At 58.6% G+C, this 15661-nt stretch carries 15 protein-coding genes and 2 tRNA genes; 16 read left to right on the top strand and 1 reads right to left on the bottom strand.

Features of this window, described 5'->3' with window-relative positions; genetic code table 11:
- The 8 genes from lolB (at nucleotide 1) to TU74_RS05690 (ending at nucleotide 6371) form a co-directional block, all read left to right on the top strand.
- Complete coding sequence (lolB, locus tag TU74_RS05725; RefSeq protein ID WP_047275357.1) at nucleotides 1-627, top strand: lipoprotein insertase outer membrane protein LolB; 627 nt, start codon at nucleotides 1-3, stop codon at nucleotides 625-627.
- Between the two features lies 1 nt (nucleotide 628).
- On the top strand, nucleotides 629-1504 hold the full coding sequence (ispE, locus tag TU74_RS05720) for a 4-(cytidine 5'-diphospho)-2-C-methyl-D-erythritol kinase (RefSeq protein ID WP_047280023.1): 876 nt from the start codon (nucleotides 629-631) through the stop codon (nucleotides 1502-1504).
- 10 nt (nucleotides 1505-1514) lie between these two features.
- Nucleotides 1515-1589 (top strand) — tRNA-Gln (locus tag TU74_RS05715).
- Between the two features lie 45 nt (nucleotides 1590-1634).
- On the top strand, nucleotides 1635-2576 hold the full coding sequence (locus TU74_RS05710) for a ribose-phosphate pyrophosphokinase (protein WP_003208392.1): 942 nt from the start codon (nucleotides 1635-1637) through the stop codon (nucleotides 2574-2576).
- Between the two features lie 140 nt (nucleotides 2577-2716).
- Nucleotides 2717-3307 (top strand): 50S ribosomal protein L25/general stress protein Ctc, encoded by a 591-nt coding sequence (locus tag TU74_RS05705; RefSeq protein WP_047273316.1) that lies wholly within the window; start codon nucleotides 2717-2719, stop codon nucleotides 3305-3307.
- A gap of 163 nt (nucleotides 3308-3470) precedes the next feature.
- A complete protein-coding gene (pth, locus tag TU74_RS05700; protein ID WP_048375550.1) occupies nucleotides 3471-4055 on the top strand; it encodes an aminoacyl-tRNA hydrolase in 585 nt (194 codons plus the stop codon).
- Nucleotides 4056-4078: 23 nt separating this feature from the next.
- Nucleotides 4079-5179 carry a redox-regulated ATPase YchF gene (ychF, locus tag TU74_RS05695; RefSeq protein WP_047273314.1) on the top strand — a complete coding sequence of 367 codons (1101 nt, stop codon included), beginning with the start codon at nucleotides 4079-4081 and terminating at the stop codon, nucleotides 5177-5179.
- A 133-nt stretch (nucleotides 5180-5312) separates the two neighbouring features.
- Nucleotides 5313-6371, top strand: coding sequence for an FUSC family protein (locus tag TU74_RS05690; RefSeq protein WP_047273313.1), 1059 nt, complete (start codon nucleotides 5313-5315; stop codon nucleotides 6369-6371).
- Between the two features lie 26 nt (nucleotides 6372-6397).
- On the opposite strand, the gene TU74_RS05685 is transcribed toward TU74_RS05690, so the two are convergent.
- Nucleotides 6398-7615, bottom strand: a complete 1218-nt coding sequence (locus tag TU74_RS05685) for an MFS transporter (RefSeq protein WP_047275349.1) — start codon at nucleotides 7613-7615, stop codon at nucleotides 6398-6400.
- A 172-nt stretch (nucleotides 7616-7787) separates the two neighbouring features.
- On the opposite strand from TU74_RS05685, the gene TU74_RS05680 reads away from it, so the two are divergent.
- From TU74_RS05680 to TU74_RS05645, 8 genes are all read left to right on the top strand, one after another.
- A tRNA-Met gene (locus TU74_RS05680) sits at nucleotides 7788-7864 on the top strand.
- Between the two features lie 561 nt (nucleotides 7865-8425).
- Nucleotides 8426-8968, top strand: coding sequence for a DUF3833 domain-containing protein (locus TU74_RS05675; RefSeq protein WP_048375548.1), 543 nt, complete (start codon nucleotides 8426-8428; stop codon nucleotides 8966-8968).
- Nucleotides 8965-9675, top strand: coding sequence for an SDR family NAD(P)-dependent oxidoreductase (locus TU74_RS05670; RefSeq protein ID WP_048375547.1), 711 nt, complete (start codon nucleotides 8965-8967; stop codon nucleotides 9673-9675). The genes TU74_RS05675 and TU74_RS05670 overlap by 4 nt, the downstream gene beginning before the upstream one ends.
- 14 nt (nucleotides 9676-9689) lie before the next feature.
- Nucleotides 9690-9995, top strand: coding sequence for a DUF6482 family protein (locus TU74_RS05665; protein ID WP_047273309.1), 306 nt, complete (start codon nucleotides 9690-9692; stop codon nucleotides 9993-9995).
- 328 nt (nucleotides 9996-10323) lie between these two features.
- Nucleotides 10324-10851 (top strand): fimbrial protein, encoded by a 528-nt coding sequence (locus TU74_RS05660; RefSeq protein WP_047273308.1) that lies wholly within the window; start codon nucleotides 10324-10326, stop codon nucleotides 10849-10851.
- 100 nt (nucleotides 10852-10951) lie between these two features.
- A complete protein-coding gene (locus TU74_RS05655) occupies nucleotides 10952-11680 on the top strand; it encodes a fimbrial biogenesis chaperone (protein WP_047273307.1) in 729 nt (242 codons plus the stop codon).
- Between the two features lie 84 nt (nucleotides 11681-11764).
- On the top strand, nucleotides 11765-14344 hold the full coding sequence (locus tag TU74_RS05650; RefSeq protein ID WP_420912155.1) for a fimbria/pilus outer membrane usher protein: 2580 nt from the start codon (nucleotides 11765-11767) through the stop codon (nucleotides 14342-14344).
- Between the two features lie 27 nt (nucleotides 14345-14371).
- Nucleotides 14372-15661 carry a fimbrial protein gene (locus tag TU74_RS05645; protein ID WP_048375543.1) on the top strand — a complete coding sequence of 430 codons (1290 nt, stop codon included), beginning with the start codon at nucleotides 14372-14374 and terminating at the stop codon, nucleotides 15659-15661.

The following is a 15661-nucleotide window of genomic DNA, read 5'->3' as shown; positions in this document are numbered from 1 at the left end:
ATGCGTTATCGCACCCTGCGACACCTTATTGCCTTTAGCCTGATCGCCTTGCTGGCCGGCTGTTCCATGTTTGGCGCCCGTGAATCGGTCGAAGGCCATGGCAGCCCGGCATTGTGGTCAGCACATAAACAGCATTTGACCCAACTCGACGGTTGGCAGATCAACGGCAAAGTCGGCATCCGCGCCCCGAAAGACTCGGGCAGCGCCACGTTGTTCTGGCTGCAACGCCAGGATTATTACGACATTCGCTTGTCAGGCCCGCTAGGCCGTGGCGCTGCCCGCCTGACCGGGCGCCCGGGCAATGTCACGCTGGAAGTGGCCAATCAGGGCCGCTACGAAGCCTCTTCTCCTGAAGAGTTGCTCGGCGAACAACTGGGTTGGAGCCTGCCCGTGTCGCACCTGGTCTGGTGGGTTCGCGGCTTGCCGGCGCCGGGCAGCAAAAGCCGCGTTGCCTTGAATGCAGACAGCCGCCTGGGCCAACTGGAACAGGACGGCTGGAAAATCGAATACCTGAGTTACGTCGAGCAGAACGGCTTCTGGCTCCCTGAGCGCGTAAAACTGCACGGGAAAGATTTGGACGTCACCCTGGTGGTGAAAGATTGGCAACCCCGTCAGTTGGGACAATGACATGCAAAACGATCCACTGATTTTGCCCTCCCCGGCAAAATTGAATTTGATGCTGCACATTCTCGGCCGCCGTGAAGATGGCTATCACGAACTGCAAACGTTGTTTCAATTCCTCGACTATGGCGATGAAATGACGTTTTCAGTGCGAGAGGACGGTGAGATTCGCCTCCTCACTGAGTTTGCAGGCGTGCCACACGACCACAACCTGATCGTGAAAGCGGCTCGACAACTTCAGGCGCAATCAGGTTGCACGCTGGGCATCGATATCCACATCAATAAAATTTTGCCCATGGGGGGCGGAATCGGCGGCGGAAGTTCGAATGCCGCCACCACATTACTGGGCCTCAATCATCTGTGGGGGCTGGGCTGGAGCGAGGATCAACTGGCGGCACTGGGGTTGAACCTGGGCGCGGATGTACCGGTTTTCGTTCGCGGGCATGCCGCTTTCGCTGAAGGGGTTGGCGAAAAACTGTCACCCGAATACCCGGAAGAACCGTGGTACGTCGTGCTCGTCCCGCAAGTCTCTGTAAGCACAGCAGAAATTTTTTCGCATCCTTTGTTGACACGTAACTCTTTGCCCATTAAAGTGCGCCCCGTTCCCAAGGGAAACAGCCGAAACGACTGCGAAGCAGTAGTAACGGAGCTTTACCCAGATGTACGTAAGGCTTTGAATTTGTTAGGTAAATATACCGAAGCAAAATTAACTGGAACTGGAAGTTGTATATTTGGGGCCTTCCCAAACGAAGCAGATGCTGATAAAGTCCTGCACCTTCTTGCAGACACCCTTACAGGGTTTGTAGCGAAAGGAAGCAACGTTTCGATGTTGCATCGCAAGCTACAAGATCTGTCAAAGGAAACGGGTACACGGTACTCGTAGCAACAGATACAGGGGCGTCGCCAAGCGGTAAGGCAGCAGGTTTTGATCCTGCCATGCGTTGGTTCGAATCCAGCCGCCCCTGCCATTTCTTATACTCATCCAGGTTACCCTCAGCCTTCAGGTACTGCGCGTGTCCAAGATGATGGTCTTTACGGGGAACGCTAACCCCGATCTGGCTCGGCGTGTCGTACGTCAGCTGCATATCCCACTCGGTGACATTTCTGTCGGTAAGTTTTCCGACGGCGAGATTACCGCTGAGATTAATGAAAATGTCCGCGGTAAAGACGTTTTCATCATTCAGCCGACTTGTGCTCCGACCAACGATAACCTGATGGAACTCGTCGTGATGGCTGATGCCTTCCGCCGCTCCTCAGCGACTCGTATTACTGCTGTTATTCCTTACTTTGGTTATGCCCGTCAGGATCGCCGTCCGCGTTCCGCACGTGTGGCTATCAGCGCAAAAGTTGTGGCTGACATGCTTACCGTTGTCGGCATTGACCGTGTTCTCACGGTTGATTTGCATGCTGACCAAATCCAGGGTTTCTTCGATATTCCTGTAGATAACATCTATGGCTCCCCAGTTTTGGTGGATGACATCGAAGATCAGCGCTTTGAAAACCTAATGATCGTGTCCCCGGATATCGGCGGCGTCGTGCGTGCACGTGCTGTTGCCAAATCCCTGGGCGTTGATCTGGGTATCATCGACAAACGCCGTGAGAAAGCCAATCACTCGGAAGTGATGCATATCATTGGTGATGTCGAAGGGCGTACCTGCATTCTGGTTGATGACATGGTCGATACCGCCGGCACTCTGTGCCACGCGGCTAAAGCCTTGAAAGAGCATGGCGCTGCCAAAGTGTTCGCCTACTGCACACACCCTGTGCTGTCGGGTCGGGCAATCGAGAATATCGAAAATTCCATGCTGGATGAGCTGGTGGTGACTAACACCATTCCGCTGTCCGCTGCCGCACAAGCCTGTTCGCGTATCCGTCAACTGGATATCGCACCGGTTGTGGCTGAAGCGGTTCGCCGCATCAGCAACGAAGAATCGATCAGCGCGATGTTCCGATAAGGGCCCAGCCCTTCTCGAATGCCTCGTTGACGAAAAGCGCCCCGCCCCAACAGCCTGTTGGGGTGGGGCTTTTTTGCCCATACCGTCCATAGCGCTGGTCGCAAACGCTAGGCCGGATGTGGTTATTTTGGAGATACAACATGAACGAATTTACTCTGAATGCTGAAGTGCGTTCCGACCTGGGGAAAGGTGCGAGCCGCCGCCTGCGTCGTCTCGCAAGCCTGGTTCCAGCTGTCGTTTACGGTGGCGAAAAAGCCCCTGAATCCATCAGCCTGCTGGCTAAAGAAGTTGCCAAACTGCTCGAAAACGAAGCGGCTTACAGCCACGTTATCGAACTGACTGTTGGCGGCACCAAGCAAAACGTAATCATCAAAGCGCTGCAGCGTCACCCGGCCAAAGGCCACGTGATGCACGCTGACTTCGTACGCGTTGTTGCCGGTCAGAAGCTGACTGCAATCGTTCCAGTTCACTTCGTTGGTGAAGCTGCTCCGATCAAGAAAGGCGGCGAGATCTCGCACGTTGTTGCTGAAATCGAAGTTTCCTGCCTGCCAAAAGACCTGCCTGAATTCATCGAAGTTGACCTGGCTAACGCCGAAGTCGGCTCGATCATTCACCTGTCGGACATCACCGCTCCTAAAGGCGTTGAGTTCGTAGCACTGGCACACGGTAACGACCTGGCAGTAGCCAACGTTCACGCTCCACGTGTTGCACCAGAAGCTGAAGCAGAGTAATTCATTACTCTGTCTGGAGTTTTGAGGAACATCGCGAGCTAACACGCAGCGAGTAAAGCGGACAAGATCGCGAAGTTTACTCATGTAAACCCGCTTTTTTGTCCGTTTTCGCCGCTGCTGTCAGCGGCGATGTTATCCACAACTCCATAGAAGGGCCCTTGTCGTGACCGCCATAAAACTGATCGTTGGCCTGGGAAATCCAGGCACCGAATACGAACAGACCCGGCATAACGCAGGGGCCCTTTTTGTTGAGCGTCTCGCGTCCGCGCACGGGGTTAACCTCGTTGCAGACCGAAAGTATTTTGGCCTGACCGGTCGATTCAGCCATCAAGGTCAGGATGTTCGTCTGTTGATTCCCACCACCTATATGAACCGAAGCGGCCAGGCCGTTGCGGCGCTTGCCGGTTTCTACCGGATTGCGCCGGAATCCATATTGGTGGCCCACGACGAACTCGATCTCCCGCCAGGTGTTGCCAAGCTCAAACTGGGCGGCGGCCACGGAGGTCACAACGGGCTGCGTGACATCATCGCGCAACTGGGGAACAACAATAATTTCTACCGTCTGCGGCTCGGCATTGGCCACCCAGGCGTCGCCAGCATGGTCTCCAATTTTGTCCTGGGTCGCGCGCCGCGCGCCGAACAGGAAAAACTGGATGCCAGCATCGATTTTGCCCTCGGCGTGCTGCCGGATATCCTCGCCGGGGAATGGAACCGTGCGATGAAAAACCTGCACAGCCAGAAGGCCTGACTCTACTCCTCGGGGAAAACACCATGGGATTCAATTGCGGCATCGTCGGCCTGCCTAACGTCGGTAAGTCCACCCTGTTCAACGCCCTGACCAAATCCGGTATTGCGGCTGAGAACTTCCCCTTCTGCACGATCGAACCGAATACCGGTATCGTGCCGATGCCCGATCCGCGTCTGGACGCGCTGGCTGCCATTGTGAACCCGGAGCGGGTGCTGCCGACCACCATGGAGTTCGTCGATATCGCGGGCCTGGTAGCTGGCGCCTCCAAAGGTGAAGGCCTGGGTAACAAGTTCCTGGCCAACATCCGTGAGACCGATGCCATCGCTCACGTAGTCCGCTGCTTTGAAGACGAAAACGTGATTCACGTTTCCAACAGCGTTGACCCGAAACGCGACATCGAAATCATCGACCTTGAACTGATCTTCGCTGACCTCGACAGCTGCGAAAAGCAGTTGCAGAAAGTGGCGCGCAACGCCAAAGGCGGCGACAAAGAAGCCGTGGCTCAAAAGGCTCTGCTGGAGCAGTTGATCGCCCACTTCACCGAAGGCAAACCAGCCCGCAGCCTGATCAAGAACATGTCGGCAGACGAAAAAGCTATCATCCGTGGCTTCCACCTGCTGACCACCAAGCCGGTTATGTACATCGCCAACGTCGCTGAAGACGGTTTCGAGAACAACCCGTTCCTCGACGTGGTCATGGCCATTGCCGAAGAAGAAGGTGCACTGGTCGTTCCGGTCTGCAACAAGATCGAAGCGGAAATCGCAGAACTGGAAGAAGGCGAAGAAAAGGACATGTTCCTGGAAGCGCTGGGCCTCGAAGAGCCGGGCTTGAACCGGGTTATCCGTGCCGGTTATCAGATGCTGAACCTGCAAACCTACTTCACGGCAGGTGTTAAAGAAGTACGCGCCTGGACTGTAAAAGTAGGCGCAACGGCCCCGCAAGCCGCCGCCGTGATTCACACCGACTTCGAAAAAGGCTTTATCCGCGCCGAAGTCATCGCCTACGACGATTTCATCCAGTACAAGGGTGAAGCCGGTGCCAAAACCGCTGGCAAATGGCGTCTGGAAGGCAAGGACTACATCGTTAAAGACGGTGACGTTCTGCACTTCCGCTTCAACGTGTAAACACCACACGTACAAAACCGCGCTCAGGCGCGGTTTTTTTTGGCTCTGAGTTGGACACCGGCACCTTGGCGCACGCTATCGGCGCGCGAAGGTCTATGGTTATCACCACCATTGTTCAACTTCAGGAGCCTGAATGATCGCCCGCCCCAATTTCCTGACTCGCTCTATCGATTCGCTGGTCGAAAAAATCAAAACCCGCTGGGCCTCCGGCTGGCGTGATGCGCTGGCCTCAGCCATTGCCGCCGCGCTGGCGTGGATTCTGGCGGTGCATTTCCTGGGGCATGAACACCCGGTGTTTGCAGCCATCAGCGCTGTCGTGTGCCTGGCGCCCGGCCTGCCCAGCCATGGCAAACAGGCAGTAGGACTGATGGTCGGGGTGGCCACCGGGATCATCGTGGGGGAAGCCGCGCTTTGGCTGCCTGACGGCTATCCCCTGCTGCGGATCGGATTTGCCACGTTTTCCGCCATCGCCATTGCAGCGCTGTATGGCCTGGGCGCTGTCGTACCGATTCAAGCGGGCGTCTCGGCCGTGCTGATGCTGGCTGTGGGGCCAGAAAGCGCCGGTGTTGTGCGCATGATGGACGTGCTAGTGGGCGCGGGTGTCGGGCTGGTGTTCAGTCAGATCCTGCTGACCCCGAACCCCATCGGGATCATCGACAGCTCGGCAAAGGACTTGCTGGAAAAGCTGGCGAAAGGTTTCGGTAAAAGCCTGCAATCACTGGAAGAGAACGACGCCAACAAAGCCAAAAATGCCGTGCTGATCTTCTCGGCCGCCCATGACAGCCTGATTGCACTGGAAACCGGCATCAGCAGCGCCCGTAATACGGCGCGCTGGACGTTACGCGGGCGCTTTGTATCACGGGAAGTCAAAGACATTGCCAGCCGCTACGAACGCCATGCCGTGCGCCTGTACGCCAGCTCGCTACTGTTCGCCGAGGCCTTTGCCGATGCCTTGCGCAAGGAACAAGGCCCGCCTCCAGCGTCATTGCACGAACGGTTGGCCAGTGTGGCGTCAGGCTGCGCGGCCATCGCCAGCGACAACCAGCGCCCGGTATTGCTTCCCGTGGCGCCCAATGAAGTGGCCGATGCGGTGTCCGCGCCGTGGCAACTGTGCCTACAACACATGAGCACGGTTGAAAGTGCCCTGCTGACGTTTGGCTTCACCACCCAAAACGACAAACCCACTGTTTAAGCGCTGAGGCTGATTACCTGCGCGGATCAGACCTTTTTGGTCCGCGGCAGGAAAATCGCCAGCACACCCAGCAGCGGCAGGTATGAGCACAAGGTGTACACGTATTCGATACCGTGAATATCCGCCAGATGGCCCAACAGCGCCGCACCGATCCCGCCAAAACCAAACATCAGGCCAAAGAAGATACCGGCAATCATGCCCACATTGCCTGGCACCAATTCCTGCGCATACACCACAATCGCCGAGAACGCCGAGGCCAGTACAAAGCCGATGATGACGCTCAACACGCTGGTCCAGAACAAGTCCGCATAGGGCAGCAGCAAAGTGAACGGCGCTACACCCAGAATCGAGAACCAGATCACGGCTTTACGCCCGATGCGGTCGCCGATCGGACCGCCAAAAAACGTACCGGCCGCCACCGCACCGAGGAACAGGAACAAGTACATCTGCGAATTGGCGATGGAGACGCCGAACTTCTCGATCAGGAAGAACGTGTAGTAGCTGGTCAGGCTCGCCATATAGAAATATTTGGAGAACACCAGCAGCCCAAGCACGACCAACGCGCTCAACACCCGATTTTTAGACAGCCCGTGGGTGGCCTTTTGCCCGGCTTTGAGCTTGAACAGGTTTAAGTGGCTGCGATACCAACGACTGATCGCATACAGCAAGCCAACGGCGAACAGCGCAAAGAGGCCAAACCAGGCCACATTGCCTTGCCCGAATGGAATGATGATCGATGCTGCCAGCAAAGGACCAAACGCAGAACCGGCATTACCGCCCACCTGAAACGTAGACTGTGCAAAACCGTAGCGCCCGCCTGAGGCCAGACGCGCCACCCGTGAAGCCTCGGGGTGGAAGGTCGACGAACCGATGCCCACCAGCGCGGCGGCCAGGAGGATCAAGGGAAAACTGCCGACCTGGGACAACATCAAAATCCCCACCAGCGTACACACCATGCCCGCAGGCAAGAGCAACGGGTTGGGATGGCGATCGGTGTAATAACCTACCCAGGGCTGTAACAGCGAGGCGGTCATTTGGAAGGTCAGGGTAATCAGGCCGATCTGGGTAAAGGTCAGGTCATATTTGGCCTTGAGCATCGGATAGATCGAAGGCAGAACGGCTTGAATCAAGTCATTGATCAGATGCGCCAGCGCCACTGCACCGATAATGCGCAGCACCAACGGGCTGGTTTGAGGCGTTTGTGAGGCAGTCGTTGTTGTTGTTTGAGCGTTGCTAAGGGCCATGAGACTTTCCGTACATCAGGTGAATGCGCACTTGCAGGTCGGTCAATGTGCCATTTTTTAACAGGGTATTGCCATCCAAACGCCGTAAATCCTTAAGCGGTTGATTGAACAAAGAATTTTTTAAGATATTTGCTTGACACATGCCCGGCTCGAAGGAATAATGCGCGCCATTGGCTACATAGCTCAGTTGGTTAGAGCATAGCATTCATAATGCTGGGGTCCGGGGTTCAAGTCCCTGTGTAGCCACCAAACGCTTGTTTACAGATGTCTCCATGAGTCTATAAACAGTACAAGAAGCCCGCCTAGTGCGGGCTTTCTTGTGTCTGGGGGTTTCTCCTTGTCTCTCTCCATACCTCCCCCTCCGTGCATCCCCCGTGTTCCTCCTTCGTTACGAACTCGAATCGACGTGACACCCGCCAATCCAGCACCCCCCATTCAAAACACCTACGCATCACAATCGCTACTCCATCAGCACTAACCGCTTCCTGGCCTGATAAGTCCCCTTGAATAACGTGCCCAAAGCTATCGCACATGCCCCCACCGCACTGGTGAGCCGCAGGCAGCCTCGTGCTCAGCAAGGTGAGGTTTTCGCCTCTGCATAAAAAGATTGCCGATGGATTGTCAGTTGATTTTTTTCAGCCTATCTTGAATAAAACCTATACAAGTCGATTGACATTGTACAAGTATTTAGATGAGGGTTGATACTGACCCAAAAGGCCGACGCAGAACCCTCTACCGGGACTGCCCACCGAACGCACCGATGGCGCGATGCTTCGTACGCGTGAGCCGCGTGCTTCAGGGAGAAAGGCAATGAAACGATTACTGCTGTTACTGGCGCTGGCCCTCAGCATCACTAGTTGTACCGGTGTGGATGTCGCCCGGTACGCGGATCAGCAACCGGCGTTGAATCTGGAGCAGTTTTTCAGCCAGCCCGTCAAAGCCTGGGGGATGTTTCAAAAGCGCAGCGGTGAGGTGGTCAAGCGTTTCGAGGTCAATATCGTCAGCCGTCGCGAGGGCAACAACCTGATTCTCGACGAGCGCTTCCTCTACAGCGACGGCACCCGCCAACGCCGCGTCTGGACCCTCACACCCGAGGGCCAGGGACGCTGGAGCGGCCGCGCCGAGGATGTGGTGGGTATCGCCAACGGCCAAATCGCCGGAAACACGTTGCACTGGCGGTACCGCCTGAACCTGCCGGTCGATGATTCGACCTACGAAATGAGCATGGACGACTGGATGTACTTGATGGACGAAGACACGTTAATCAACCGCACCCGTATGTCCAAGTTCGGGGTTGAGGTGGGTCAGGTGACGATATTCTTCCGCCGTCAGGGCGCCGGGGTGAGCCAATGAACCACGTCGTGACCATGACCTCCCTCGACGACGGCTATCGCGCGCTGGTGATCGGCGCCAGCGGCGCCCTCGGCACGGCGTTTTGCGAACACCTGAGGCAAGATCCGCGCTGCGCCGGGGTTCGTGCGATAGGGCGCCATACCGTGCCCGAGCTGGACCTTGAACGTCCCGAAACGATTGCCAGCGCCGCCACCGAACTGGCAGCCGAAGCGCCGTATCACCTGATCGTACACGCGGCCGGCCTGCTCCATCGCGAGGGGATCAAACCGGAAAAAAGCATCAGCGCCCTCGAACCCGAGGCGCTGCAGGCTGTGTTTCAAGTCAACACGCTGGGGCCGGCCATCGTGTTGCGCGACTTTCTACCACTGCTCGCACCGCGCGGCGCGATGGCGATGCTCTCAGCAAAAGTCGGGAGCATTGGCGACAACCGTTTGGGCGGCTGGTACGCCTACCGTGCTTCCAAGGCCGCGCTGAACATGCTGATCAAGACTGCCTCCATCGAACTGGCGCGCACTCGTCCGCACAGCCGCTTGCTCAGCCTGCACCCGGACACGGTCATCTCGGGGCTGTCGCATCCTTTCCGCGTCGCCGACACCGCCCGTCCCGCAGACGTTGCCGCGGCCCGATTACTGACCTTGATTGACCAGTTGACTCCGGCCGACAGCGGCCATTTCTTTGCTTACGATGGACAACGCCTGCCCTGGTAGGCAAGGAGTGAAGCATGAACCTGCACACCCTCACCCAACATGCGGCCAACAGCGAAATACGCGAGCTGGAGCTGCTGTCACTCGAAGGTGGTGTTTATCTGGCACGAATCCGCCTGGATCACGGCCAGTTCACCTTGCTTGACGAGGCGGCCCAGCCGATGCACCTGCGCTCAATCCCCCACCTGCGGCAGGTGCTGCACACCGTGCCGGCATTTCCGTGCGTGCTGGTGCAGCACTGCGTGCACGACGAAATGTGCGGCCGCGATACTGGGCCTGTCGGGGAACTGCGCATTCCGTTTTCGCTCTCCACACCGCTGTGAACACGAAGTCGACGCGCGTGAGCGGATGAGCGTTTTTCGCTGGTTTGGGCGATCGCTTGCCCTTGGACCTCAGAGGTGACCGTCGCGTCAAACCCCTGTTGATAAAGACCGTGTACCCGTACCGAAAAATGGCTTGCCGCACGGTCAGCCATTTTTTTTGCCTGGGGCAAATCCCCCGCCTCAATCGCCCGCCACGGCCTTTTAAGAATCGTCTGATTAAAGCCCGGTCCTGCCCCCGATAACCTGCACTGGCTGAATCTGCTCCTGACCGACTCCACGAAGAATGGGTTGGGCTCGAGCCTCATCTCCAGTTATCAGGATTATTACTATGAAGCGTACTGCTCTGCTCATCGCGATGACGGCATTCCCGGCGATCTCGTTCGCCGCCAGCCAAAACACCATCACTTTCAAAGGCCAGGTGTCTGACCAGACGTGCCAGGTGTCGGTCAACGGTAACGCTGGCAGCCCGATCGTGGTGTTGCCCACCGTGGCATCCAGTGATCTGGACACCGCAGGCAAGTTCGCCGGTGAAACGCCTTTCACCATCGCCGTGACGGGTTGCACCGCCCCCACCACGGGCGACCTGAACATTCGCACCACGTTCCTGGGTGCCAACGTCAACACGGGCGGCAACCTGGGCAACACGGGAACGGCGCAAAACGTTGCAATCCAGTTGCTGGATGCCAGCGGTGGCACGCCGATCACCCTGAGCGGCATGACGTCGGTTGAAGGCCTGGTGCTGAAAAAAGACGAAACCGCCACCAGCCACGACTTCGCTGCGCGTTACATCAGCACCGGCGCTGCCACGGCCGGTACCGTTTCAGCATCGGCTCAATACGCCCTCGACTACCTGTAAGCGTAACCCCCTGACCTGCCGTCTTCGCGCCTTGCGAAGCGGCGGGTCCGCACCTCGCTTGTCCTTTTCTGTTTTCCCAGCCTTTCGGAAGGAGTTGGCCATGACCTGCCTGAAACGCTTAGCCCTGTCCGTCGGTTTGCTGATCGGCGTAACGCTTGCCCAGAGCGCGATGGCCAGTGTGGTCATGAGCGGCACGCGGGTGATCTACCCCGCCGCCATTCGCGAAAAAGCCCTGCAACTCACCAGCCATGACGCATACCCCAATCTGGTGCAGATCTGGGTGGATAAAGGCGACCCGGCGTCGACCCCACAAACCGCTGACGCCCCTTTTATCGCCAGCCCGCAGATTTTCCGGATGAACCCCAAGGCCGGGCAAATCGTGCGTCTGGTGTACACCGGCAAGGACCTGCCTCAAGACCGTGAGTCGGTGTTCTACATCAACTTCATGCAAATGCCCGCGCTCAAGGCTCACGACATGGAAGCCAACAAGCTGATGCTCACCGTGAGCAGCCGGATGAAGATCTTTTATCGCCCGCAAAGCATTCGCGGCAACCCCGAAGACATCGCCAGGTCGATGACCTTCACCCTGCAAGGCAGCGGCTCGAACCAGCACCTGAGCGCTGAAAACAACAGCGGTTATCACGCGGTTATCCGCCAGGCCAACCTGCTGGTGGGCGGCAAGCCGGTCAACGTGGCCAAGGCCGTGATGGTCCCGCCCTTCTCCAAGGTGCAATGGCCGGTCAAAGGGGCCAGCGCCGGCAATCAACTGCGCCTGACGCTGGTGAACGATTACGGCGCCGACGTCACCACCGACCAGCCTGTTCAGTAACCTCGGGAACTACACATGTCCGTGGCTCAATACATCCCCTGCCGGATCCGCACCCGCGCCCCGCATAGCCGCTGGTTGTGGGCCATGTTGCTGGCGTCGTCGATCCTGTGTGGCGCATTGACGGCGGGCACGGCACAGGCTCAAACCGATTCAGCCAGCACCAGCGACGACTACCAATTCGACGACAACATGATGTTTGGCGGCGGCTCCCTGTCGCGCTTTAACACCATCAACGCCATTGATCCCGGCCACTACACGGTCGACCTGTACCTCAATGACCGTTTTGTCGAGCGCGTGCCGGTGCAGTTTGTCGCCGTGGCGCAGGGCGATGTGCAACCTTGCCTGCCACGGGCGCTGCTGGAAGGCGCGGGCGTGCTGGCCACGGCGATCACCGACACCCCCGGCAGCCAATGCCCGTTGCTCGGGGACACGGTCAAAGGCGCCAGCAGCCATTTCGATTTCGCTCAGTTGCGCCTCGACATCAGCATGCCGCAAAGCCTGATGCTGCAGGTGCCGCGCGGCTATGTGTCGCCGCAGAACCTGGACGCGGGCAACACCATCGGGTTCATCAACTACAGCGCCAACCAGTACCACGTCAGCCGCAGCGCCAGTCATGCCCAGGACTCGGACTCCAGCTATGTGGCGCTCAACAGTGGCCTGAACCTGGGCATGTGGCGCCTGCGCCAGCAAGCGTCCCTGCGCTATGACTCGAAAAACGGCAGCGACTGGAACGCTACCCGCACGTATGTGCAACGTGCTCTGCCCAGCCTGCGCAGTGAACTGACGGCGGGCGAAGGTTACACCTCGGGGCGTTTCTTCTCCGGGCTGGGGTTTCGTGGGGTACAACTCACCTCCGACGAACGCATGTTGCCCGAATCGGTACGCGGCTATGCGCCGACGGTGCGCGGCATTGCCAAGACCAACGCCAAGGTCACTGTGCGCCAGAATGGTAATGACATTTACGAAGCCACCGTCGCGCCGGGGCCGTTTGAAATCAGCGACCTGTACGCCACCAATTACAACGGCGACCTTGACGTCACGGTGCAGGAAGCCGACGGCAGCATCAGCCGCTTCAGCGTGCCGTTTTCGGCAGTGCCGGAATCCCTGCGCCCGGGCACCTCGCGCTACAGCGCGGCCGTGGGCAAGACCAGCGACGTGGGCGATAACGACCTGTTCAGCGAATTCACCTATCAACGCGGCCTGACCAACACCCTCACGGCCAACACCGGCTTGCGGGTCGCGGACGGCTACCAGGCGCTGGTGTTCGGTGGCGTCTATGCCAACTGGCTGGGGGCGTTCGGCCTTGATGCCACCTACTCGCGCGCCGACATGCCGCAAGAAGGGCTGGTCGATGGCTGGATGGCACGCCTGTCGTACAGCCGCACCTTCGCACCGACCAACACCACGCTGTCGATTGCCGGTTACCGCTACTCAACCGCCGGGTATCGCGACCTGGGCGACGTGCTCGGTGTGCGCGAATCCCTGAACAAAGGTGAGACCTGGGACTCGGCCAGCTACCTGCAACGCTCGCGCTTCGAAGTATCCGTGAACCAGAGCCTGGAATCCTACGGTTCGATTTATGTGTCGGGCTCGACTCAGGATTACCGCAACGGCCGCGAGCGCGACACGCAACTGCAATTGGGTTATGCCAACACCCTGCAAAACTCGGTGAGCTTTAACCTGTCGGTCTCGCGCCAGTCCACCGGCAATGTCGAGAACACCCGTAACGGCGGCTATGACGGCCACAACGCGGGCAATAACGTCAACGGAGGCCGCTGGAACCCGGCCTCCCCCGGCACGACTGAAACAGTCACGTTGCTCTCGGTCTCGTTCCCGCTGGGCAGCCCGTCGAAAAGCAACACACCGACGTTGAGCAGTTCCGTCAGCCACAGCTCGACGTACGGCAACGTGTACCAGACCTCGATGTCCGGCACCGCCGGGGCCGAGCAGACCCTGAGCTACGGCGTGGATGTGTCCCGCGACGCCGAACAAAAACAGAACACCTGGAGCGGCAACCTGCAAAAACGCCTGCCCAAGACCAGCCTCGCCCTCAGCGCGTCCAAGGGTGAAGACTACTGGCAGGCGTCCGGCAGCGCCCGCGGCGCGGTGGCACTGCACAGCGGCGGCGTGACCTTCGGCCCTTATCTGGGCGATACCTTTGCGCTGATTGAAGCCAAAGGCGCCAGCGGTGCAAAAGTCATGAACAGCCAAGGCACGACCATTGATGATTCGGGTTATGCCCTGGTGCCAGCCCTCACGCCTTACCGCTACAACACCGTGGCCATCACCCCGGAAGGCATGAACCAGAAAACCGAACTCGACGATGGCCAACGCCGGGTGGCGCCGTACGCCGGTGCCGCGGTCAAGATCACGTTCAAGACCCGCAGCGGCAACGCCCTGCTGGTCAAGGCCCTGCTGCCCGATAACCAGGCTGTACCGATGGGCGCGGATGTACTCGATGAAACCGGCAGCGTGATCGGCATGGTGGGCCAGGGCAGCCAGGCCTACTTGCGCAGCGAGAAGCCAGCAGGCGCACTGACTTTGCGCTGGGGCGATCGCCCTGAAGAGCAATGCGCCCTGCACTACGACGTCTCCGGACGCGATCTGGACCAGCCCTTGCTGCGTGTGACCAGCGACTGCCGCCCAGTGGATTCATCGCGTTAATTCACCCCCGAAAATCGAGGCTTTCTTATGTTCACCTTACGCCCACGATTGAATCAGTTACTGCTGCTGGCGCTGACACTCGGCTTGCTTCCCACGGCTGAGGCCACGTGCCGACGGGTCTACAACGGCATCACCGTGCTTGACCCTTACTCGGCGCAAATCAACTTTGGCCGGGTCAACCTCACCAGCACCTACCTGCAACCGGTGGGGACGCCGTTGGGCACGACGATTGTGGACAGCGCCACCGCCACGGGCCTCAACAGCGAGACGGTGCTGTGGGAATGCGACCTGGCAGACAAGGACGAGCTGTATGAAGTGTTTGCCACCAACGGCGATGACCGGGTCGGTGGCTACTGGGAAATCGGCAACGGCGCCGGTACCGCGACCAATGACGGGTTGCCCGGCTACTACGCCACCTACTTCCCCTATGTCGGGCTCAAGCTGACGCACCTCAACTCCGGCAAAGTGTTCACCCGCTACTGGCAGCAAAGCAAAATCACTCAATACGACGTGGTCGGCACCAAGCTGCAAATCAAACCCAAGCACCTGAGCATGGTGCAAGCGGATCTGGCCCGCGTCTCCAGCCTGCCGCCCACATCCGGCAGCGGCAGTAACTATTGCAGCGGCACCTACAGCTACACCTGCACCCAGCCCAATGGTTATGTGCAATTTCAGGGGCCTGGCTATAAGTCCGACACCGTGGGCACCGACTCCAATACCCATTATTCCTTCTGGGGCCAGTACAACGGCATCGGCTTTGGCATGCGCAGCGCGGCCTCCATCAGCTACACCGCCACCTGCGTCGCGCGCAATGTCACGCCGCTGGTGGTGTTCCCGCCGGTCACGGCCCAGGAACTGAACGACAACATGACCCGCGAAAGCGATTTCAGCATCGAGATTGAATGCAGCGATCAGGCGGTGTCGGGGGTCAACACCAATCAGACCGCGCTGGGCGTGCAAGTCTCTTCAGCTGCATATGCTAAGGCCGTGGAGCTGGGGTTGCTGACCGGGACACAAGGGGTGACGCATCTGGTTTCCAACGGCTACGGCACCGACCCCACCATCGCCACCGGGGTAGGCATTGCCCTGAACAAGGACGGCAAAGCGATGAATTTTCTGGGCACCGGGATCGCCGGGGGCGGAAATGCCAGCGGCTGGTACCCGGTCAAGGACGGAGCCAGCGCCAACGGCAGCGCAGCCTCGGGTTACACCACGTACACACAGACACTGACCGCGGTACTCAAAACCCTGCCGGGCCGCAAAGCCACACCGGGCAAGGTGAATGCCACCGCCTATGTTCTCGTTAAGGTGCAGTAA

Origin of the sequence: Pseudomonas lundensis (assembly GCF_001042985.1) — a bacterium.
GTDB lineage: Bacteria > Pseudomonadota > Gammaproteobacteria > Pseudomonadales > Pseudomonadaceae > Aquipseudomonas > Aquipseudomonas lundensis.
The sequence above is the reverse complement of the archived record's forward strand: the minus strand, read 5'-3'. Positions and strand labels throughout refer to the sequence as shown.

What these genes read in the sequence shown, in the direction of transcription:
- lolB (WP_047275357.1), top strand. Translation starts at nt 1, where the DNA reads ATGCGTTATCGCACCCTGCGACACCTTATTGCCTTTAGCCTGATCGCC.
- ispE (WP_047280023.1), top strand. Translation starts at nt 629, where the DNA reads ATGCAAAACGATCCACTGATTTTGCCCTCCCCGGCAAAATTGAATTTG.
- TU74_RS05705 (WP_047273316.1), top strand. Translation starts at nt 2,717, where the DNA reads ATGAACGAATTTACTCTGAATGCTGAAGTGCGTTCCGACCTGGGGAAA.
- ychF (WP_047273314.1), top strand. Translation starts at nt 4,079, where the DNA reads ATGGGATTCAATTGCGGCATCGTCGGCCTGCCTAACGTCGGTAAGTCC.
- TU74_RS05690 (WP_047273313.1), top strand. Translation starts at nt 5,313, where the DNA reads ATGATCGCCCGCCCCAATTTCCTGACTCGCTCTATCGATTCGCTGGTC.
- TU74_RS05685 (WP_047275349.1), bottom strand. Translation starts at nt 7,615, where the DNA reads ATGGCCCTTAGCAACGCTCAAACAACAACAACGACTGCCTCACAAACG.
- TU74_RS05675 (WP_048375548.1), top strand. Translation starts at nt 8,426, where the DNA reads ATGAAACGATTACTGCTGTTACTGGCGCTGGCCCTCAGCATCACTAGT.
- TU74_RS05670 (WP_048375547.1), top strand. Translation starts at nt 8,965, where the DNA reads ATGAACCACGTCGTGACCATGACCTCCCTCGACGACGGCTATCGCGCG.
- TU74_RS05665 (WP_047273309.1), top strand. Translation starts at nt 9,690, where the DNA reads ATGAACCTGCACACCCTCACCCAACATGCGGCCAACAGCGAAATACGC.
- TU74_RS05660 (WP_047273308.1), top strand. Translation starts at nt 10,324, where the DNA reads ATGAAGCGTACTGCTCTGCTCATCGCGATGACGGCATTCCCGGCGATC.
- TU74_RS05655 (WP_047273307.1), top strand. Translation starts at nt 10,952, where the DNA reads ATGACCTGCCTGAAACGCTTAGCCCTGTCCGTCGGTTTGCTGATCGGC.
- TU74_RS05650 (WP_420912155.1), top strand. Translation starts at nt 11,765, where the DNA reads ATGTTGCTGGCGTCGTCGATCCTGTGTGGCGCATTGACGGCGGGCACG.
- TU74_RS05645 (WP_048375543.1), top strand. Translation starts at nt 14,372, where the DNA reads ATGTTCACCTTACGCCCACGATTGAATCAGTTACTGCTGCTGGCGCTG.